We start from the raw sequence: 19,748 nt of genomic DNA on the forward strand, positions 1-19,748 counted from the left end.
CCAAGCCGAAAAAGGCCCGGCAGCTGAATGTCGGGCGGAGCGCTGCGCGCTCCCTGTTGGGCTTCGTCGCAGGCTCCTCAACCCAACCTACGCCCCCGTCCCGCCGACGGTGATGGCGTCGATCTTCAGGGTCGGCTGGCCGACGCCCACCGGTACCGACTGGCCGTCCTTGCCGCAGGTGCCGACGCCGCTGTCCAGGGCCAGATCGTTGCCGACCATGGACACCCGGCTCATGGCCTCCGGACCGTTGCCGATCAGGGTCGCGCCCTTGACCGGCGCGGTGATCCGGCCGTCCTCGATCAGGTAGGCCTCGCTGGTGGAGAAGACGAACTTGCCGCTGGTGATGTCGACCTGGCCGCCGCCGAGGTTGGCGCAGTAGATGCCCTTCTTCACCGAACGGATGATCTCCTCCGGGTCGCTCTGCCCGGCCAGCATGTAGGTGTTGGTCATGCGCGGCATCGGCAGGTGCGCGTAGGACTCGCGGCGGCCGTTGCCGGTGCGCGCCACGCCCATCAGGCGGGCGTTGAGCTTGTCCTGCATGTAGCCCTTGAGCACGCCGTTCTCGATCAGCGTGGTGCACTGGGTCGGCGTGCCCTCGTCGTCGACGCTGAGCGAGCCGCGGCGCCCTTCCAGGGTGCCGTCGTCGACTATGGTGCACAGGCTGGAGGCGACCCGCTCGCCGATGCGGCCACTGTAGGCCGAGCTGCCCTTGCGGTTGAAGTCGCCCTCCAGGCCGTGGCCGACCGCCTCGTGCAGCAGCACGCCGGACCAGCCGGCGCCCATCACCACCGGCAGGGTGCCGGCCGGCGCGGGAATCGCCTCGAGGTTGACCAGGGCCTGGCGCAGCGCCTCGCGGGCATAGCCCATGGCGCGATCCTCTTCGAGGCCCCCTCTTTGCAAAAAGAACCGGTAGTCGGTGCGCCCGCCGCCGCCATGGCCGCCGCGCTCGCGACGGCCGTTGTGCTCGACTATGACGCTGACGTTGAAACGCACCAGCGGGCGCACGTCGGCGCTCAGGCTACCGTCGTGGGCGGCCACCAGCACCCGATCCCAGACCCCGGCCAGGCTGACGGTGACCTGCTTGATGCGCGGATCGAGGGCGCGGGTGGCGCGGTCGATGCGTTGCAGCAGCTCGACCTTCTCGGCGCGGCCGAGCACGTCCAGGGGGTTGTCCGGTGCGTAGAGGGCACTGACCTGCGGGCTGGCGAAGGCCTGCACGCGGCCCTGCTGGCCGGCGCGGGAGATCGAGCGGGCGGCGCGCGCCGCCTGGCGCAGGGCATCCAGGGTGATGGCGTTGCTGTAGGCGAAGCCGGTCTTCTCGCCGGACTGGGCGCGCACGCCGACGCCCTGGTCGAGGTTGAAGCTGCCCTCCTTGACGATGCCGTCCTCCAGCACCCAGGTTTCCGAGACCTGGCTCTGGAAATACAGGTCGGCGGCGTCGATCCCCGGGCCGGCGAGTTCGCCGAGCACGCCGGGCAGGCTGTCGAGGGTCAGGTTGCCGGGGGCGAGCAGGTGCTCGCTGACGGACATCAGCATCGGGGTCATGGTCACTCCACTGCAATCGGACGCACGGCGTCCGATGAAAGAATTCTGCGGTGCGCCTGCACCGGCATGCGTTGCCGGATCGCCGCCTGCTCGGCGCCGTCGCGGCTGGCCAGCAGCACCGCCTGGCCCTGATCCTGCTCGGCCAGCACGCGGCCCCAGGGGTCGACGATGGCCGAATGACCGAAGGTCTGCCGCGGCCCGGGGTGCTCGCCACCCTGCCCCGCCGCCAGCACATAGCACTGGGTCTCGATGGCGCGGGCGCGCACCAGCACCTGCCAGTGCGCGGCGCCGGTCACCGCGGTGAAGGCCGAGGGCGCGCTGATCAGCTCGGCGCCGGCCTGGCGTAGCGCGCCGTACAGCTCGGGAAAGCGCAGATCGTAGCAGACGCTCAGGCCCAGGCGGCCGACCGGGGTATCGGCGACCACGATGCGCTGGCCATGGGCGAAGTCGTCCGACTCGCGGTAGCTGCCACGGTTGTCGGCCACTTCGACGTCGAACAGGTGCAGCTTGTCGTAGCGCGCCACCCGCTGGCCGGCGTCGTCGATCAGCAGCGAACAGGCATGCGGCTTGGCCTCGGGCGCCTCGTCCGGCGGCAGCGGCAGGGTGCCGGCGACTATCCACAACTTGAGGTCGCGCGCGGCCCGTTGCAACCAGGGCAGGATCGGCCCCTGGCCCAGCGCCTCGGCACGGCCGAGCGCGGCCAGGTCGCGGCGGCCCATGGCGGCGAAGTTCTCCGGCAGCACCGCCAGGCGCGCGCCGCCGGCCGCCGCCTGTTCCAGCAGTTGGCGGGCCTGGGTCAAATTGGCCAGCACGTCGTCCTGACTGACCATCTGGATCACGGCAAAGGTCATGGCATACCCGATATGGGATGGAAGCGGATGGCTGACAGCTTACCTGGGTTTCTCGAAAGGCTTGTCAAAACTGATCTGCGGACTCTGCATGGGGCCCTTGACGTCGTACTGCACGCTGGCGAAGCGCGCCACGCGGTCGCCGAGCAGCTTGTCGACGACGAACAGCGCGCCGCCGATGGCCGGGGCGCCGACGATCAGCGCGGCCAGCGGCAGGTTGTTGGTCACCGGCAGGGTCACCAGCAGCTTGGCGTCGATCCGCTCGTTACGCATGTCGAGGTTGCCGTTGAGCTCCAGGTTGCTCGACGGGCCGCTCAGCACGATCGGCTCGCGGGTGACGAACAGGCCGTCGTTGGCCTGCAGCCGCCCCTTGACCCGGTCGTAGCTCAGGCCCTTGCCGAGCAGGTCGGAAAAATCCAGGCGCAGGCGGCGGCCGATGGAGTCGAAATTGAGCAGGCCGAACACCCGCAGCGCCTGCGCCGAACCCTGCACCTCGACGAACTGGCCGTTGCGCAGCGCCGGTTCCAGGCTGCCGGAGAAGCGCTTGAGCGACAGCCAGGCCGGCGAGCCCGGCCAGTTGCCGTCGATATCCAGGCGGAAGCTCTCGCTGGTGGCGCTGGGGGCATAGCCCCAGGCCAGCAGCACCTTGGCCAGGTCCTTGCCCTGCAGACGGCCCTGGTACCAGCTGCGCGTAGCCCCCGGCGCGCCGCGCCAGCCGGCACTGCCGCCGACCTTGAGGCCCTGCAGGTCAAGATCGAGCTGGTCGAAACGCACGCCGTCCGCCTCCGGGCGCGCCTGCAGCGACCAGGAACCGAGAATCTTGGCGCCGCGCCGCACCTCGCCGATGCGGATATCCAGCGCCGGGATCTGCCGCGGGTCGACCGCCGCCAGCGGATCCGGCGCATCCGCCGGCTTGTCCGGATCGGCGGGCGGCAGGCGCAGGTAGTCGAGATCCACGCGAATCGGCGTCTGCGCCGCATCGGCCAGCAACACGCGGCCGGCCGCCAGTTCGCTGTCCAGTTGCAGGGCCCAGGCCTGGCCCTGGCGTGCCAGGCCCACCTGCAGGTCGTTGAGCTCGCTGCCGAAGCCGCGGAAACGCGCGATCCGCAGCTGGGCGTCCTTGAACAGGCGCTGGTTCTCGGCGTCCACGCTCACCGCATGGCGCTGGCGCACCTGCTGCCAGGCATCCCAGTCCAGCTCGCTCAGCCGGCCGCGGACCTGCAGCCCTTGAGCGCTGGGCAGTCGCGCCGGGGTGCCGCCGAGCATCAGTTCGCCGCGCCCCTGGCTCAGCTCGCCCGGCGGCGCGGCCAGGGCCAGGCTGGCCAGGTCCTGGTAGTCGAACCAGTAGCGTCGCTCGCGGCCGGCCAGGGTCATGCGCCAGTCGGCGTAGCGCTCCTCGCCGGCCGCCTTGGCGAAGGGTGCGGGCAGGTCGATGGCCACGCCCTGGAGATTGGAGTCGAGGCGCAGCTGGCTGTCGTCGCCGTCCAGGCTCAGGCGCAGGCGGTAGGGCAGCAGGCCGCGCAGCGGCAGGCTCTGCTCGATGCCGAGCCACTGGCGCAGGGTCTCCACCTCGGCCTGGCCGCGCAGATCGAACAGGGTGCGTGTCCGTCCCCGCGCGCCTTCGGCGCTGATGCTGCCGCGCACCTGGCGGCCGAACACCTGGGCCCGCACGTCCGGCGCACTCAGGCCGCTGGCGCTGTTGAAACGGAACGCCCCCTGGATCTGGCTCAGTTGCAGGGCGGGATTGACCAGCTCGAGGCGCGCGCCTTCGGTGGCGAAGTCCACCACCACGCCGGGCGGCGCGCCCTTGGCCAGCGGAATGTCCAGCTGCAGGCGCCCGGCCAGCGGGCCCTCGCCCTGCCAGCCGGCAAACAGCTCGGCGGTGCCCAGCGGCGCCTCCTGCAGCAGCTTGAGGGCGTCGCCCAGGCTGCTGCTCACCTCGCCGTCGAGCTGCAGACGCGGCGGCTGGCCGTTGTGCAGCAGCGGGATAGCGGCGCTGACCGCGCTCACCTGGCTGTCCAGCAGGCGCCCCTGCTGCAGGCGCACGCGCACGCCGTCGTCCTCGATCAGCACCTGGCCGCGGCCTTCGCGCAGCGCCGGCCAGCCGGGCTGGAAGGCCAGCTCGGCCTCCGCCACCTGGAAGAACAGGCTGAGGCTGCGCGCCGTGATGGCCGCGCCCTTGTTCAGCGAACCCTGGTACTGGAAGTAGCCCTCCTCCACCTTGCCGGCACGGATCGCGCTCTGCAGCCAGCGGCTCAGTTCGGCGCTCATGCCCGGCGAGCGGGTCGGCAGGTACTTCTCGGTGTAGGCCGCATCGCCGTCGCGCAGGCCGACGCGCAGGTCCATGTAGTCCTCGGCGTCGGGGTCGCGGCGCAGGCGGATCAGCATGTCACCGGCGAGCTGCCCTTCCTCGCCGTCCAGGCGCATATAGGGGCTGGCCAGGGTCAGGCCATCGTCTTTCCAGGCCCAGCTCAGCCGCGCCTGGGCGTGGCGGTAACGCCAGGGGGCGGGGAACAGCTGATCCAGGTGCAGGGCGAAATTCTCGCTATTGAGGCGCAGCTCGCCCTGAAACGGGTTCCCCGACACGCTGCCGCTGACGTTCTCGGCCGCCGGCGCGCCGCGGTAGGCGGCGATGCCGACCCGCTCCAGGTTGGCGGCGAACTGCAGGCGCGCGGCGCCCTCGCGGCGCGGATGGTAGTCCAGCTGCAGGTTGGCCACGCCGCCCACCGGGGCCAGCCCGGCCAGCGTCTGCTCGGCGACCTCCGGCAGCGGCGCCAGGGCCTGGACCAGCGGCGCCCAGGCGGCCAGGTCGAAGCGGTCGGCGCGCAGTTGCCAGCGTTCGTCGTCGCTGCCGGCGTGGTTCTGACTCAGGGCCAGGTGCAGCTCGCCGATGCGCCGCTCGCCCTGGTTGAAGGCCAGGGAATCGAGCTGCACCTGTATCCCCGCGTCGCCACGCTGGAAATAGGCATTGAAGGCCAGATCCTCCAGGCTCACCGCCTCGCGCTCGGCGTAGCCGCCGCGCACCTGCGGCGCATGCAGGCGCAGCGCGCCGCGCTGCAACTCGCCGCCGCGACTGCTCAGCCACAGCTCGCCGCCGGCCTGCAGGCGCTGCACCTGCCAGGCGGCGGTCAGGCGCGGCGGCAGCCAGGCGGCCCAGTCGCTCTGCGGCAAACTCAGGTAGAGCTCGGCCTGGGTCTGCCGCCACTGCTGCGGCTGCATGCGGGTACGCAGCTGCAGGCTCAGCGGCTGGCCGTCGGGCAGCAGCAGGCGGGCGTCGAGACGCTGGCGGTTGACGCCGTAACGCAGGCTGAGGTTGAGGTAACTGAGTTTCAGCGGCTCCTGGCCGGCGGCCTGCAGCACCAGCTGGCTGTCCACCAGGCTCAGGCGCTGCACCACGCGCAGCCGTTGCAGCAGCTCGGCGACGTCGGCGCGCCCGCCCTGCGGGCCGTCGGGCAGGCCCTGCAGGCGCCAGCTGCCGTCGTCCTGCTGCTGCACGTGCAGCTGCAAGCCGGTCAGTTGCAGGTGGCCGATGCGCGCGCGCCGTGCCAGCAGGCTGGCCAGCAGGTCCGGCACCACCCGCACCCTGTCCAGCACCAGGCGCTGCTCGCCATCGCCGACCTGCACGTCGCGCGCCACCAGCAAGGGGGCGAAGCCCTGCCACTGCCCTTCCAGCGCACCGATGCGCACCGGCACGCCGAGCGCGGCGCCGGCGCGGTTCTCCGCCTCCAGGCGGTACTCGGCGACCAGCGGCACCAGCTCGCGGCCCAGGCTGACGTACAGCGCCGCCAGCACCAGCAGCGCGGCACAGAGCCCCAGGCCCCAGCGCAGCAGGGCCATGAACAGACGGGCCAGCGCGTTCATCTCAGCGGCGCCTCAGAGCAGCACCACATCGTACTGTTCCTGGGAGTACATGGTTTCCACCTGGAACTTGATGGTGCGGCCGATAAAGGCCTCCAGATCGGCGACATTGCCCGACTCCTCGTCGAGCAGGCGGTCGACCACCTTCTGGTTGGCCAGCACCCGGTAGCCCTCGGCCTGGTAGGCGCGCGCCTCGCGCAGGATCTCGCGGAAGATCTCGTAGCAGATGGTCTCCGCCGTCTTCAGCTTGCCGCGGCCCTGGCAGGCGCTGCACGGCTCGCAGAGGACCTGTTCGAGGCTCTCGCGGGTGCGCTTGCGGGTCATCTGCACCAGCCCCAGCTCGGTGATGCCGATGATGTTGGTCTTGGCGTGGTCGCGCTCCAGCTGCTTCTCCAGAGTGCGCAGCACCTGGCGCTGGTGCTCCTCGTCTTCCATGTCGATGAAGTCGATGATGATGATCCCGCCCAGGTTGCGCAGACGCAGCTGGCGGGCGATGGCGGTGGCCGCCTCGAGGTTGGTCTTGAAGATGGTCTCTTCGAGGGTGCGGTGGCCGACGAAGGCACCGGTGTTGACGTCGATGGTGCTCATCGCCTCGGCCGGGTCGACGATCAGGTAGCCGCCGGACTTGAGCGGCACCTTGCGCTCCAGCGCGCGCTGGATCTCGTCCTCGACGCCGTAGAGGTCGAAGATCGGCCGCTCGCCGGGGTAGTGCTCGAGGCGGTCGGCGATCTCCGGCATCAGCTCGGCGACGAACTGGGTGATCTTCTGGAAGGTCTCGCGCGAGTCGACGCGGATCTTCTCGGTGCGCGGGCTGACCAGGTCGCGCAGGGTGCGCAGGGCCAGCGACAGGTCCTCGTAGATCACCGAGGGTGCCTTGGCGTTCTGGATCTGCGCGGCGATCTGGTCCCACAGCCGGCGCAGGTAACGGATGTCGATGAGGATCTCGTCGGCGCCGGCGCCTTCGGCGGCGGTGCGCAGGATAAAGCCGCCGGCCTCCTCGATGCCCTCGGCCGCCACGCAGTCGGCGACCACCTGCTTGAGCCGCTCGCGCTCGGCCTCGTCCTCGATCTTCAGCGAGATGCCGACGTGGCTGGTGCGCGGCATGTACACCAGGTAGCGCGAGGGAATCGACAGCTGGGTGGTCAGGCGCGCGCCCTTGCTGGCGATGGGGTCCTTGGTCACCTGCACCACCAGGGCCTGGCCCTCGTGCACCAGGGCGCTGATCGGCTCCACCGCGGCGCCCTCGCGGGTGGAAATTTCCGAGGCGTGGATAAAGGCCGCGCGCTCCAGGCCGATGTCGACGAACGCCGCCTGCATGCCCGGCAGCACGCGCACCACCTTGCCCTTGTAGATGTTGCCGACGATGCCGCGCTTCTGCGTGCGTTCGACGTGCACTTCCTGCAGCACGCCGTTTTCCACCACCGCCACGCGCGATTCCATCGGCGTGATATTGATCAGAATCTCTTCGCTCATGCATCCATCCCGCTGGATTGGGCGGCGCGCTGCCGCAAGTTTAGCGCTGGGCCGGCAACTGCCAGCAGGCAATGCCGAATTCGCCGAGCAACTCGGCCGTCTCGCACAGCGGCAGGCCGACCACCGCCGAGTAGCTGCCTTCGAGGCGGCTGACGAATACCGCCGCCAGCCCCTGGATACCATAGCTGCCGGCCTTGTCGCACGGCTCGCCGCTGGCCCAGTAGGCCTCGATCTCGCGCTCGCTCAGGGCGCGGAAGGTCACGCTGCTGGCCACCACCCGCGCCGCCTCGCGTCCGCCGCCGGCCAGCGCCACCGCGGTCAGCACCTGATGGCTGCGCCCCGACAGCGCCTGCAGCATGGCGCGCGACTCGGCGAAATCGGCCGGTTTGCCGAGGATGCGCCCATCGAGCACCACCGCGGTATCGGCGCCGAGCACCACGGCATCGTGCGCATCGCGCAGGGCGGCCAGGCCGGCGCGCGCCTTTTCCCGCGCCAGGCGCTCTACATAGGCGACGGCGGGCTCGTCTGGCAACGGATTTTCGTCTATCGCGGCGATTTGCGTGACGCAGGGCACGGCGATCTGCGCCAGCAGCTCGCGGCGGCGCGGCGAGGCAGAGGCCAGAAACAGCTTGGCCATACGAACTTCTCCCTGTCGGGCGAGGCGCGGCCGGCCGCAGCTGGCACGCTCAGTTGACGTTAAGGCGCTGGTGCAGCCCGCGCAGGATGACGCAGACCCAGGGCCAGAGCAGCGCGCTGACCAGCGCCGGCAGCACGAAGGCCAGGGTCGGCGGACGGCTGCCGGTCAGGGCATTGAGCCACAGCTGCACCAGCTGGGCCAGACCGAACACCACCAGCAGCACGGTACTCTGCTGCCACATGGGGAACATGCGCAGGCGCTGGTGCAGGCTCAGCACCAGGAAGGTGATCAGGGTCAGGATCAGCGCGTTCTGCCCGAGCAGGGTGCCGAACAGCACGTCCTGGGCCAGGCCGAGCACCCAGGCGGTGGTCATGCCGACCCGATGCGGCAGGGCCAGCACCCAGTAGGTGAGCAGCAGCGCCACCCACAGCGGCCGGCCGATCTGCATGAACTCCGGCAGCGGCGAGACGCTGAGCAGCAGGCCGAAGGCCAGGCTGAGCCAGATCACCCAGCCGTTGCGCGGTTGCACGCCGACCATCAGTTGGTCTCCTCTGCGGGGGCGGGCGACGCCACCGGGGCCGCGGCCGACTCGGCAGCGGCCGGCGCAGCGCCCTGGCTGCGCGCCTGCTCGGCCTCGCGGTCGGCGGCTTCCTGGGCCTCGGCGGAATCGTTGGCGCGCTGTTCCGGGGTGCGCTGATCGGAGAACACCAGCAGCAGGTAGCGGCTGCGATTGAGCGCGGCAGTGGGCACGGCGCGGACGATGGCGAAGGGCTGGCCGGAGTCGTGGATCACTTCCTTGACCGTGGCCACCGGGTAACCGGCGGGAAAGCGCTGGCCCATGCCGGAGCTGACCAGCAGGTCGCCTTCCTTGATGTCGGCGGTGTCGGCCACGTGGCGCAGTTCCAGGCGCTCCGGGTTGCCGGTGCCGACGGCGATGGCGCGCAGGCCGCTGCGGTTGACCTGCACCGGAATGCTGTGGGTGGTGTCGGTGAGCAGCAGCACCCGCGCGGTGTAGGGCATGATCTCCACCACCTGGCCCATCAGGCCGCGGGCGTCGAGCACCGGCTGGCCGAGGAATACGCCGTCCTTCTCGCCCTTGTCGATGAGGATGCGGTGGGTATAGGGGTTGGGGTCGACGCCGATCAGCTCGCCGACCAGCACTTCCTCGTCCAACAGCGCCGCCGAGTTGAGCAGCTCGCGCAGGCGCACGTTCTGCTCGGTCAGCGCGGCCAGCTTCTGCAGGCGGCGCTGCAGCAGCAGGGCCTCGGCCTTGAGCTTCTCGTTCTCCGCCATCAGTTCGCTGCGACTGGAAATCTGCTGGGTGGCGCCATCCCAGGCGCGCACCGGCAGGTCGGCCAGCCAGTAGAAGGGCGTCAGCACCAGACCCAGCTGGCTGCGCAGCGGCTTGAGCGCCTCGAAACGGGCATCGACCACCATCAGCACGGCCGAGAGCACGGCCAGCACCAGCAGGCGGATGCCCAGCGAGGGGCCTTTGGCGAAGAGCGGCTTAATGGCCGACCCCTTGTGCGCCGCGAGGGCGGAAGACGCGCGAGTTCATGCGAAAGACAAACCGATCCGGCAAGGAATGGGGCGAGTGTACTGCAGTGCTTGAACATGCGCGTGCCGCCCGAAGGCGGCACGGCGGACCCGGCTGGAGCGTCGGATTACTCCGAGGACAGCAGGTCCATGGTGTGGCGATCCATCATCTCCAGCGCCTTGCCGCCGCCACGGGCGACGCAGGTCAGCGGGTCTTCGGCGACTATCACCGGCAGGCCGGTTTCCTGCGACAGCAGCTTGTCCAGGTCGCGCAGCAGCGCACCGCCGCCGGTCAGCACCAGGCCGCGTTCGGCGATGTCCGAGGCCAGCTCGGGCGGCGACTGCTCCAGCGCGCTCTTGACCGCCTGGACGATGGTCGCCAGGGATTCCTGCAGCGCCTCGAGCACTTCGTTGGAATTGAGGGTGAAGCTGCGCGGCACGCCCTCGGCCAGGTTGCGGCCGCGCACGTCGACTTCGCGGATTTCGCCGCCCGGGTAGGCGGTACCGATTTCCTGCTTGATCCGCTCGGCGGTGGATTCGCCGATCAGCGAGCCGTAGTTACGGCGCACGTAGGTGATGATGGCTTCGTCGAAGCGGTCGCCGCCGACCCGCACGGATTCGGCGTAGACCACGCCGTTCAGCGAGATCAGGGCGATTTCGGTGGTGCCGCCGCCGATGTCGACGACCATCGAGCCGCGCGCCTCTTCCACCGGCAGGCCGGCGCCGATGGCCGCGGCCATGGGTTCTTCGATCAGGAACACTTCGCGGGCGCCGGCGCCGAGCGCCGATTCGCGGATGGCGCGGCGCTCGACCTGGGTCGACTTGCACGGCACGCAGATCAGCACGCGCGGCGAGGGCTGCAGGAAGCTGTTCTCGTGCACCTTGTTGATGAAGTACTGCAGCATTTTCTCGCAGACGCTGAAGTCGGCGATCACGCCGTCCTTCATCGGGCGGATGGCGGCGATGTTGCCCGGGGTACGGCCGAGCATGCGCTTGGCCTCGGAACCGACGGCGACGACACTTTTCTGGTTACCGTGGGTACGGATGGCGACCACCGATGGCTCGTTCAGCACGATGCCGCGTTCGCGCACATAAATAAGGGTATTGGCAGTGCCCAGGTCGATCGACAGATCGCTGGAAAACATGCCACGCAGTTTCTTGAACATGGGGAAAGGGACCCTAGGCAACGCGTGGGTAAAGGCAAAGCGCGAAAACGCGCAGGTAAAAAGTGCGGCAAACTCTAACAACGGCAGGGATTTTGAGCAAGGCGGCAATATGGTAGATTGCCTGTTTTTCCGGGCCTTGCAGCCGCACATCGCGGCCTTTGACCGCCGGCTCGCGACATCCGTTCCCTGCGTCAGGCACGCATAGCAAGACCCCGATCACACTTCCACTGGAGAACCCCCGATGGCGCTTGAACGCTCCGAGGTGGAAAAAATCGCCCACCTGGCCCGCCTGGGCCTGAACGAAGGCGATCTTCCGCAAACCACCGCGACCCTGAACAACATCCTCGGCCTGATCGATCAGATGCAGGCGGTCGACACCCAGGGCATCGAGCCCCTGGCCCACCCGCTGGAAGCCACCCAGCGCCTGCGCGCCGACGTGGTCTGCGAGAGCAACCAGCGCGACGCCTACCAGGCCATCGCCCCGGCCGTGGAAAACGGCCTGTACCTCGTGCCGAAAGTCATCGAATAAAGGAAAGGGCCTGACATGCATCAACTGACCCTGGCCGAGATCGCCCGCGCACTCGCCGCCAAAGAATTCTCCGCCGAAGAGCTGAGCCGCAGCCTGCTGGCGCGCATCGCGCAGCTCGATCCGCAGCTCAACAGCTTTATCACCGTCACCAGCGATCTCGCCATCGAGCAGGCCAAGGCCGCCGACGCCCGTCGCGCCGCCGGCGAGAGCGGCGCCCTGCTCGGCGCGCCGATCGCCCACAAGGACCTGTTCTGCACCAAGAACGTGCTGACGTCCTGCGGCTCGAAGATCCTCACCGGCTTCAAGGCGCCCTACGACGCCACCGTGGTGGAAAAGCTCGCAGCCGCCGGCGCCGTGACCCTGGGCAAGCTGAACATGGACGAGTTCGCCATGGGCTCGGCCAACGAATCCAGCCACTACGGCCCGGTGAAGAACCCCTGGGACCTCTCCCGCGTACCCGGCGGCTCCAGCGGCGGCAGCGCCGCCGCGGTGGCCGCGCGCCTGCTGCCAGCCGCCACCGGCACCGACACCGGCGGCTCGATCCGCCAGCCGGCGGCGCTGACCAACCTCACCGGGATCAAGCCCACCTACGGCCGGGTTTCGCGCTGGGGCATGATCGCCTACGCCTCCAGCCTCGATCAGGGCGGCCCGCTGGCCCGCACCGCCGAGGACTGCGCCCTGCTGCTCGGCGCCATGGCCGGCTTCGATGCCAAGGACAGCACCAGCGTCGAGCAGCCGGTGGACGACTACCTGGCCGCCCTGAGCCAGCCGCTGGCCGGCCTGCGCATTGGTCTGCCGAAGGAATACTTCGGCGCCGGCCTCGACGCGCGTATCGGCGAGAAGGTGCTGGCCGTGGTCGAGGAGCTGAAAAAGCTCGGCGCCAGCGTCAAGGACATCAGCCTGCCGAATATGCAGCACGCCATTCCCGCCTACTACGTGATCGCGCCGGCCGAGGCCAGCTCCAACCTGTCGCGCTTCGACGGCGTGCGCTTCGGCTACCGCTGCGAAAACCCGGTCAACCTCGAAGACCTGTACAAGCGCTCGCGCGGCGAAGGCTTCGGCGCCGAGGTCAAGCGGCGCATCATGGTCGGCACCTACGCGCTGTCGGCCGGTTACTACGACGCCTACTACATCAAGGCGCAGCAGATCCGCCGGCTGATCAAGAACGACTTCGTCGCGGCCTTCCAGGATGTCGACCTGATCCTCGGCCCGACCACGCCGAACCTGGCCTGGAGGCTCGGCGAGAAGAACGCCGACCCGGTTTCCGCCTACCTGGAAGACATCTACACCATCACCGCCAACCTGGCCGGCATCCCCGGTCTGTCGATGCCGGCCGGCTTCGTCGATGGTCTGCCGGTGGGCGTGCAGCTGCTCGGCAACTACTTCCAGGAAGGCCGCCTGCTGAATGTCGCGCACCAGTACCAGCAGGTCAGCGACTGGCATAAACAAGCACCGAGCGGCTTCTGAGGACGACAAAGATGCAATGGGAAACAGTCATCGGGCTCGAGATTCACGCTCAGCTCAGCACCCAATCGAAGATCTTCTCGGCCAGCGCCACCAGCTTCGGCGCCGAGCCCAACACCCAGGCCAGCCTGATCGACCTCGGCATGCCCGGCACCCTGCCGGTGCTCAACGCCGAGGCGGTGCGCATGGCGGTGAAGTTCGGCCTGGCGATCGACGCGCACATCGCGCCGCAGAACGTCTTCGCCCGCAAGAACTACTTCTATCCGGACCTGCCCAAGGGCTACCAGACCAGCCAGATGGAGCATCCCATCGTCGGCAAGGGCCATCTGGACATCAGCCTGGAAGACGGCACGGTCAAGCGCATCGGCATCACCCGCGCGCACCTGGAAGAGGACGCCGGCAAGAGCCTGCACGAAGACTTCCACGGCATGAGCGGCATCGACCTCAACCGTGCCGGCACGCCGCTGCTGGAGATCGTCTCCGAGCCGGATATCCGCTCGGCCAAGGAGGCGGTGGCCTATGTCAAGGCCATCCACGCTCTGGTGCGCTACTTAGGGATTTGCGACGGCAATATGGCCGAAGGCTCGCTGCGCTGCGACTGCAACGTCTCGGTACGGCCCAAGGGCCAGGTCGAGTTCGGCACCCGCGCCGAGATCAAGAACGTCAACTCCTTCCGCTTTATCGAAAAGGCCATCAACCACGAGGTGCAGCGGCAGATCGAGCTGATCGAGGACGGCGGCCAGGTGGTGCAGGAAACCCGCCTGTACGACCCGAACAAGGACCAGACCCGCTCCATGCGCAGCAAGGAGGAAGCCAACGACTACCGCTACTTCCCCTGCCCCGACCTGCTGCCGGTGGTGATCGAGCCAAGCTTCCTCGACGAGGTGCGCGCCAGCCTGCCGGAGCTGCCGGTGCAGAAGCGCGAGCGTTTCGAGAGCCAGTTCGGCCTGTCCGCCTACGACGCCACGGTGCTGGCCGCCAGTCGCGAGCTGGCCGACTACTTCGAGGCGGTCAATGCGGTGTGCGGCGACGCCAAGCTGGCGGCCAACTGGGTGATGGGCGAGCTGTCCAGCCTGCTCAACAAGGACAACCTGGAAATCGAGCAGTCGCCGGTGTCCGCCGAACAGCTGGGCGGGATGATCCTGCGCATCAAGGACAACACCATCAGCGGCAAGATCGCCAAGATGGTGTTCGAGGCCCTGGCGGCCGGCGAAGGCACCAGCGCCGATGAAGTGATCGAGAAGAAGGGCCTCAAGCAGGTCACCGACTCCGGCGCCATCGAGAAGATGCTCGACGAAGTGCTGTCGGCCAACGCCGAGCAGGTCGAGCAGTACCGCGCCAGCGACGAAGCCAAGCGCGGCAAGATGTTCGGCTTCTTCGTCGGCCAGGCGATGAAGGCCTCGAAAGGCAAGGCCAACCCGGGGCAAGTGAACGAACTGCTGAAGAAGAAGCTCGAAGGCTGAGCCGGATCGGCTCGCTTGCCACAGCTGTAACGACGCCGGGCTTGCCCGGCGTTCGTTTACCTGGAGAACCAGACGATGCTCATTTGTAACCCGGATGCAATCCGGGAATCCTTGCACCCCCGGATTGCATCCGGGCTACAGGCCGTCGTCGTGCTCGGCCTGCTCGCCGTGCTCGCCGGCTGCTCCACCTTCGGCAGCAGCAGCGGCAGCGGTGCCACGGAGACCGGTAAGGCCTCCTACTATGGCGACCGCCACCATGGTCGCAAGACCGCCAGCGGCGAGCGCTTCGACCAGCACGCGCTGACCGCCGCGCACCGCAGCCTGCCGTTCGGCACCCGGGTGCGGGTCACCAATCTGAGCAACGAACGCAGCGTGGTGGTGCGCATCAACGACCGCGGCCCCTTCGTGCGCGGGCGCATCATCGACGTCTCGCGCGCCGCCGCCGAACGCCTGGGCATGCTGCGCGCCGGCGTGGTGCCGGTGCGGGTCGAGCAACTGAAGTGAAACAGGACTGGTAACAAATAGCGCCCCCGCCCCTCTGGCGCGGCGATACGCCATCGCTACACTAGCCGCATTTTTCCCGGAGCCCCCGCAATGACAATGATGACCTACGTCTACCTGATCGCCGGCCTGGTGCTGCTGGTCGCCGGCGCCGAGGTGCTGGTACGCGGCGCCGCCAAGCTGGCCGCGCAGTTCGGCATCCCGCCGCTGATCATCGGCCTGACCGTGGTGGCCTTCGGCACCAGCGCGCCGGAAACCGCGGTCAGCGTGCAGTCGGCGATCAACGGCAGCGGCGACCTGGCGATCGGCAACGTGGTCGGCAGCAACATCGCCAACGTCCTGCTGATTCTCGGCCTGACCGCCCTGGTCGCGCCGCTGATCGTCTCGCGCCAGCTGATCCGCCTCGACGTGCCGATCATGATCGGCGCCAGCCTGGTGACCTTCGCCCTGGCCTGGGACGGCGAACTGAGCCGCCTCGACGGCGCCCTGCTGTTCGCCGGCGTGCTGGCCTACACCGGCTTCCTGATCTACAGCGCCCGCCAGGACAAGGGCGGCGCAGACGACGAGTTCGCCAAGGAATTCGGCCTGAACGAACCGGCCAAACCCCATGCCTGGGTGGTCAACCTGGGCCTGATCGTCGCCGGCCTGGTGCTGCTGGTGGGCGGCTCCAACCTGCTGGTCGAAGGCGCCGTGCAACTGGCCCGCGCCCTCGGCCTGTCGGAGCTGGTGATCGGCCTGACCGTGATTGCCGTCGGCACCTCGCTGCCGGAGCTGGCCACCTCGATCATCGCCGCCTTCAAGGGCGAGCGCGACATCGCCGTGGGCAACATAGTCGGCAGCAACATCTTCAACCTGCTGTGCGTGCTGGGCCTGGCCTCGCTGGTGGCGCCGGCGGCGATTGCCGTGTCGCCCAACGCCCTGGCCTTTGACTTCCCGGTGATGATCGCAGTGGCCGTGGCCTGCCTGCCGATCTTCTTCGCCGGCTACCGTATCAACCGCTGGGAAGGCGCGCTGTTCCTCGCCTACTACGCGGCCTACACCGGCTACCTGGTGCTGTTCGCCACCGGCCGGCCGTTCGCCCAGACCTTCGGCGAGGCGATGATCGGCTACGTGCTGCCGCTGACCGCCGTGACCCTGGCGATCATCGCCGCGCGCGCCTGGCACAAGCAGCGCGGCCAGGAGATCTGAACATGAGCGACAACCACGAGCAGGGCCTCAAAGTACGCCGCGAGGTGATGGGCGACGCCTTCGTCGAGCGCGCCCTGGGCAACGCCACCACGTTCACCCAGCCGCTGCAGGACTTCGTCAACGAGCACGCCTGGGGCGGCGTGTGGACCCGCGACGGCCTGCCGCGCGCCACCCGCAGCCTGATCACCCTGGCCGCGCTGACCGCGCTGAAGTGTCCGCAGGAACTCAAAGGCCATGTGCGCGGCGCGCTGAACAACGGCTGCACGGTGGAGGAAATCCGCGAGACCCTGCTGCACTGCGCGGTCTACGCCGGCGTGCCGGCCAGCATCGACGCCTTCCGCGCGGCGCAGGAAGTGATCGAGGACTACCAGCGCGGCACGTGAGCTGGACATGCGGCCGTGGGAGGGGCTTCAGCCGCGAACCCAGCGAAGGTCGCCGCTGAAGCCCCTCCCGCAGGTGGCCCGCCGCTCGCTAGATCCAACCGCCCCATTGCAATAGCAACAGCCCAACATTGGTGGTGATCACCGCCGCCAAGGTGGTGATCACGATGATCGCCGCCGCCAGTTCGTGGTTGGCGCCCACGGCGCGGGCCATGACGAAGCTGGCCGCCGCCGTGGGGCTGGCGAAGTAGAGGAAGAGGATCGCCAGATCCGCCTCACGAAAGCCGTACAGCCAGGCGCCCGCGGTTGCCAGCAGCGGCAGCCAGACCATCTTCATCAGGCTGGAACTCAGCGCCGTGCCGCTGCTGCGGCGCAGCGAGGCCAGGCTGAGGGTGCCGCCGATGCAGATCAGCGCCAGTGGCAGGGTCATCTGCGCGAAGTACTCGGCCGAGGTCAGCAGCCAGTCCGGCAACGCGATCCGCCAGTAGGCGAAGGGAATCGCCAGCAGCACGCCGATGATCAGCGGATTGCTCAGGATGCTCCTGGCAATGGCCAGCGGCCCGGTCTTGGCGCCGGGGCTGTAGATGGCCAGGACGATGGCCGAGAGCACGTTGTAGCAGAGGATCACCACCCCGCCGAGCACCGCCCCCAGGGACAGGCCGTAGTCGCCGTAGAGGCTGGTGGCCAGGGCCAGACCGACGATGCCGTTGTTACCGCGAAAGGCGCCCTGGGTGTAGATGCCGCGATCCTCGAAGGGGATGCGCCAGATCGCCCAACCCCAGGCCAGGACGAAGCAGACCAGGGTGGCGGCGACGAAGAACAGCAGCAGCGCCGGCTGCAGGGCGGTGCCCAGATCGGCCCGGACTATGCCGAGAAACAGCAGGGTCGGCATGGTGCCGCGAAACACCAGGCTCGAGGCGGTATCGATAAAGGTGCGGTCGATCCAGTGCAGGCGCTTGAGCGCCACGCCGAGAAACAGCATGGCGAACACCGGCGCGGTGATGGCGAGGGTTTGCTGGACGACGGCGAACATGGCGATCCCGGCTGGGGTTGTATGACGACCTATGTTAGCCGGCTAACAATTTTTCGGCCATGGCCATGGCCAAGGCAGGGCCTCCCACAGGCGTAAAGCCTTTCACTTGAGCATCAGGTCGTCTCGCCCTCCGGACTACGACGCCCTCAGTCGCAGGGCGGACTCAGCCTTGTAGGGTGGGCTTTAGCCCACGCAGACCACCGTTGGTGGGCTAAAGCCCACCCTACGCGCTAGGAATCAATCCGGGCTACGGGCCTTGGCCTGGTGCGCGCGGCGAGCGGCGTCAGCGCCGCACGGGACGCTTCTGCAACTTGCGCTGCAGGGTGCGGCGGTGCATGCCGAGGGCGCGGGCGGTGGCGGAGATATTGCCTTCGTGCTCGGCCAGCACGCGCTGGATATGCTCCCACTGCAGGCGATCCACCGACATCGGGTTTTCCGGCACCAGGCTGTCGAGGTCGGCGTGTTCGGAGAGCAGCGCGGTGAGCACGTCGTCGGCGTCGGCCGGCTTGCACAGGTAGTTGGCCGCGCCGCGCTTGATCGCCTCCACCGCGGTGGCGATGCTGGAGTAGCCGGTGAGGATCACCACGCGCATCTCCGGATCGAGCTCGAGCAGCTTGGGCAGCAGCACCAGGCCGGAGTCGCCTTCCATCTTCAGGTCGACCACGGCGTAGTCGGGCAGGTCTTCCCTGGCCAGGGCCAGGCCCTCGTCGGCATTGGCCGCGGTGGACACGCGCAGGCCGCGGCGGCTCATGGCGCGGGCCATGACGCGGGTGAAGGTGGGATCGTCGTCCACCAGCAGCAGGTGCGGTTGCTCTTCGCCGTCGAACAGGGATTCGTCGCTCATGGTTTTTCCTTGTCAGGCCACGCCATAGGCTCGCGGCAACTTCAGTTCGGTGAGGGTGCCGCCTTCTTCATGGTTATACAACTTAACCGTGCCGCCGGCACGGGTCACGCTGGCCTGGCTGAGGAACAGGCCGAGGCCGAAGCCCTTGCCCTTGGTGGTGAAGAACGGCCGGCCGAGCTGCTCGGCGATCGCCAGCGGCACGCCGGCGCCGTGGTCGCGGATACTCAGACGCAGCCACTGGTGATCCCAGTCGAGGCGGATGTCGAGTTTGTCCGGGCAGGCGTCGGCGGCGTTGTTGAGCAGGTTGAGCAGCGCCTGGGTCAGGTCGGCCGGCGGCATCAAGCGCGGCGGCGTGCCGCGGCCCAGGCACTGGTAGCGGTAGCTGGCCTCGGGGCGCATCAGGTGCCAGCGATTGAGGGTGGTTTCCAGCCACTCGACGCAGGACTGCTCGACCACCGCCTGGCGCCGGTCCGCCTCGGCGGCGCGCACCAGTTGCTGCAGGGTGTCCTTGCACAGCTTGACCTGTTCCTGCAGCAGCGCCAGGTCGTCCTGCAGCGCCGGCCTGTCGCGGTATTCCTGGCGCAGCTCCTTGAGCAGCACGCTCATGGTCGCCAGCGGCGTCCCCAGCTCGTGGGCGGCGCCGGCGGCCTGGGTGGCCACGGCCAGCAGCTGCTGGTCGCGCAGGCTCTCCTCGCGGCGCTCGGCGCGCAGCTCATCCTGGCGGCGCAGCTCCTCGGCCATCTTGGCGACGAAGAAGGTGATCAGCGCCGCGGACAGGGCGAAGCTCAGCCACATGCCGTAGACCAGCAGGCTCTCGCGCGCCGCCGGCAGCTCCAGCGGATGGGTCCACACCAGCAGCAGGGTGTAGCCGGCCAGCGCCAGGCCGGCGAGGACGATGGTGAACAGCCACGGCAAGGTCGCCGCGGCGATGGTCAGCGGCACCAGGTAATAGGAGACGAAGGGGTTGGTCGAGCCGCCGGTGTAATACAGCAGCACGCTGTGGATGATCAGGTCGCAGGCCAGCTGCACCGCATATTCCAGTTCGGTGACCGGCCACGGGCCGCGCAGCCGCAGGGCGGTGCCCAGGCACAGCAGCAGCGACACGCCGAGGGTCGCCGACAGCTCCAGCCAGGGCAGCGGCAGCATCCCCGACTTGTAGGCGAGCCCCACCGAACCGGCCTGGGCGGCCAGCACGAGGATACGGATCAGGGTCAGGCGCCAGAGGTTCTGGCGGCTGGCGGACAGCAACTGCACGGGTTCGAGCATGACAACTCCCTAGGTGC

The 19,748-nt window shown here is 68.7% G+C and carries 17 protein-coding genes; 6 read left to right on the forward strand and 11 right to left on the reverse strand.

Annotation, left to right across the window (positions count from 1 at the left end):
- Positions 1-87: 87 nt before the first annotated feature.
- The 8 genes from tldD to mreB form a co-directional block, all read right to left on the reverse strand.
- Positions 88-1,545 (reverse strand): metalloprotease TldD, encoded by a 1,458-nt coding sequence (gene tldD, locus ACW9UL_RS19130; RefSeq protein WP_457787957.1) that lies wholly within the window; start codon positions 1,543-1,545, stop codon positions 88-90.
- Between the two features lie 2 nt (positions 1,546-1,547).
- Positions 1,548-2,396 (reverse strand): carbon-nitrogen hydrolase family protein, encoded by an 849-nt coding sequence (locus ACW9UL_RS19135; protein ID WP_122109010.1) that lies wholly within the window; start codon positions 2,394-2,396, stop codon positions 1,548-1,550.
- A gap of 39 nt (positions 2,397-2,435) precedes the next feature.
- A complete protein-coding gene (locus ACW9UL_RS19140; RefSeq protein ID WP_457787958.1) occupies positions 2,436-6,254 on the reverse strand; it encodes a YhdP family protein in 3,819 nt (1,272 codons plus the stop codon).
- A 12-nt stretch (positions 6,255-6,266) separates the two neighbouring features.
- Positions 6,267-7,724 (reverse strand): ribonuclease G, encoded by a 1,458-nt coding sequence (gene rng, locus ACW9UL_RS19145; RefSeq protein WP_021444583.1) that lies wholly within the window; start codon positions 7,722-7,724, stop codon positions 6,267-6,269.
- 40 nt (positions 7,725-7,764) lie between these two features.
- Positions 7,765-8,361, reverse strand: coding sequence for a Maf family protein (locus ACW9UL_RS19150; RefSeq protein WP_397497921.1), 597 nt, complete (start codon positions 8,359-8,361; stop codon positions 7,765-7,767).
- 49 nt (positions 8,362-8,410) lie between these two features.
- Positions 8,411-8,899: a rod shape-determining protein MreD gene (gene mreD / locus ACW9UL_RS19155; protein WP_122109007.1), complete on the reverse strand. Its 489-nt coding sequence runs from the start codon at positions 8,897-8,899 to the stop codon at positions 8,411-8,413.
- Positions 8,899-9,825: a rod shape-determining protein MreC gene (gene mreC / locus ACW9UL_RS19160; protein WP_457787959.1), complete on the reverse strand. Its 927-nt coding sequence runs from the start codon at positions 9,823-9,825 to the stop codon at positions 8,899-8,901. Before mreC ends, mreD begins: the two co-directional genes overlap by 1 nt.
- A 200-nt stretch (positions 9,826-10,025) precedes the next feature.
- Positions 10,026-11,063 (reverse strand): rod shape-determining protein MreB, encoded by a 1,038-nt coding sequence (mreB, locus tag ACW9UL_RS19165; RefSeq protein ID WP_031303301.1) that lies wholly within the window; start codon positions 11,061-11,063, stop codon positions 10,026-10,028.
- Positions 11,064-11,304: 241 nt separating this feature from the next.
- Between mreB and gatC the strand changes: the two genes are divergently transcribed.
- The 6 genes from gatC (at position 11,305) to ACW9UL_RS19195 (ending at position 16,591) form a co-directional block, all read left to right on the forward strand.
- Positions 11,305-11,592, forward strand: coding sequence for an Asp-tRNA(Asn)/Glu-tRNA(Gln) amidotransferase subunit GatC (gene gatC / locus ACW9UL_RS19170; RefSeq protein ID WP_021444716.1), 288 nt, complete (start codon positions 11,305-11,307; stop codon positions 11,590-11,592).
- 15 nt (positions 11,593-11,607) lie between these two features.
- Complete coding sequence (gene gatA / locus ACW9UL_RS19175; protein WP_457787960.1) at positions 11,608-13,059, forward strand: Asp-tRNA(Asn)/Glu-tRNA(Gln) amidotransferase subunit GatA; 1,452 nt, start codon at positions 11,608-11,610, stop codon at positions 13,057-13,059.
- A gap of 11 nt (positions 13,060-13,070) precedes the next feature.
- A complete protein-coding gene (gene gatB, locus ACW9UL_RS19180) occupies positions 13,071-14,519 on the forward strand; it encodes an Asp-tRNA(Asn)/Glu-tRNA(Gln) amidotransferase subunit GatB (protein ID WP_457787961.1) in 1,449 nt (482 codons plus the stop codon).
- 75 nt (positions 14,520-14,594) lie between these two features.
- Entirely contained in the window at positions 14,595-15,023 is a 429-nt protein-coding gene (locus ACW9UL_RS19185) for a septal ring lytic transglycosylase RlpA family protein (protein ID WP_457787962.1), read from the forward strand.
- Positions 15,024-15,113: 90 nt separating this feature from the next.
- Positions 15,114-16,208: a calcium/sodium antiporter gene (locus ACW9UL_RS19190; protein WP_457787963.1), complete on the forward strand. Its 1,095-nt coding sequence runs from the start codon at positions 15,114-15,116 to the stop codon at positions 16,206-16,208.
- 2 nt (positions 16,209-16,210) lie between these two features.
- Entirely contained in the window at positions 16,211-16,591 is a 381-nt protein-coding gene (locus ACW9UL_RS19195; RefSeq protein ID WP_457787964.1) for a carboxymuconolactone decarboxylase family protein, read from the forward strand.
- An 88-nt stretch (positions 16,592-16,679) separates the two neighbouring features.
- Here the strand turns inward: ACW9UL_RS19195 and ACW9UL_RS19200 are convergent, their stop codons facing one another.
- From ACW9UL_RS19200 to ACW9UL_RS19210, 3 genes are all read right to left on the reverse strand, one after another.
- The gene (locus ACW9UL_RS19200; RefSeq protein WP_457787965.1) at positions 16,680-17,621 is read right to left on the reverse strand and encodes an AEC family transporter; all 942 of its coding nucleotides are present in this window, start codon (positions 17,619-17,621) and stop codon (positions 16,680-16,682) included.
- A 283-nt stretch (positions 17,622-17,904) separates the two neighbouring features.
- Complete coding sequence (locus ACW9UL_RS19205; protein WP_021443216.1) at positions 17,905-18,465, reverse strand: response regulator transcription factor; 561 nt, start codon at positions 18,463-18,465, stop codon at positions 17,905-17,907.
- Between the two features lie 12 nt (positions 18,466-18,477).
- Entirely contained in the window at positions 18,478-19,731 is a 1,254-nt protein-coding gene (locus ACW9UL_RS19210) for an ATP-binding protein (protein WP_021443217.1), read from the reverse strand.
- Positions 19,732-19,748: the final 17 nt, after the last annotated feature.

This window comes from Pseudomonas sp. PL-6 (assembly GCF_054110165.1).

What these genes read in the sequence shown, in the direction of transcription:
- ACW9UL_RS19140 (WP_457787958.1), bottom strand. Translation starts at nt 6,254, where the DNA reads ATGAACGCGCTGGCCCGTCTGTTCATGGCCCTGCTGCGCTGGGGCCTG.
- ACW9UL_RS19135 (WP_122109010.1), bottom strand. Translation starts at nt 2,396, where the DNA reads ATGACCTTTGCCGTGATCCAGATGGTCAGTCAGGACGACGTGCTGGCC.
- ACW9UL_RS19185 (WP_457787962.1), top strand. Translation starts at nt 14,595, where the DNA reads ATGCTCATTTGTAACCCGGATGCAATCCGGGAATCCTTGCACCCCCGG.
- ACW9UL_RS19150 (WP_397497921.1), bottom strand. Translation starts at nt 8,361, where the DNA reads ATGGCCAAGCTGTTTCTGGCCTCTGCCTCGCCGCGCCGCCGCGAGCTG.
- rng (WP_021444583.1), bottom strand. Translation starts at nt 7,724, where the DNA reads ATGAGCGAAGAGATTCTGATCAATATCACGCCGATGGAATCGCGCGTG.
- ACW9UL_RS19205 (WP_021443216.1), bottom strand. Translation starts at nt 18,465, where the DNA reads ATGAGCGACGAATCCCTGTTCGACGGCGAAGAGCAACCGCACCTGCTG.
- mreB (WP_031303301.1), bottom strand. Translation starts at nt 11,063, where the DNA reads ATGTTCAAGAAACTGCGTGGCATGTTTTCCAGCGATCTGTCGATCGAC.
- gatA (WP_457787960.1), top strand. Translation starts at nt 11,608, where the DNA reads ATGCATCAACTGACCCTGGCCGAGATCGCCCGCGCACTCGCCGCCAAA.
- ACW9UL_RS19200 (WP_457787965.1), bottom strand. Translation starts at nt 17,621, where the DNA reads ATGTTCGCCGTCGTCCAGCAAACCCTCGCCATCACCGCGCCGGTGTTC.
- tldD (WP_457787957.1), bottom strand. Translation starts at nt 1,545, where the DNA reads ATGACCCCGATGCTGATGTCCGTCAGCGAGCACCTGCTCGCCCCCGGC.
- ACW9UL_RS19195 (WP_457787964.1), top strand. Translation starts at nt 16,211, where the DNA reads ATGAGCGACAACCACGAGCAGGGCCTCAAAGTACGCCGCGAGGTGATG.
- ACW9UL_RS19210 (WP_021443217.1), bottom strand. Translation starts at nt 19,731, where the DNA reads ATGCTCGAACCCGTGCAGTTGCTGTCCGCCAGCCGCCAGAACCTCTGG.
- ACW9UL_RS19190 (WP_457787963.1), top strand. Translation starts at nt 15,114, where the DNA reads ATGACAATGATGACCTACGTCTACCTGATCGCCGGCCTGGTGCTGCTG.
- gatC (WP_021444716.1), top strand. Translation starts at nt 11,305, where the DNA reads ATGGCGCTTGAACGCTCCGAGGTGGAAAAAATCGCCCACCTGGCCCGC.
- mreD (WP_122109007.1), bottom strand. Translation starts at nt 8,899, where the DNA reads ATGGTCGGCGTGCAACCGCGCAACGGCTGGGTGATCTGGCTCAGCCTG.
- gatB (WP_457787961.1), top strand. Translation starts at nt 13,071, where the DNA reads ATGCAATGGGAAACAGTCATCGGGCTCGAGATTCACGCTCAGCTCAGC.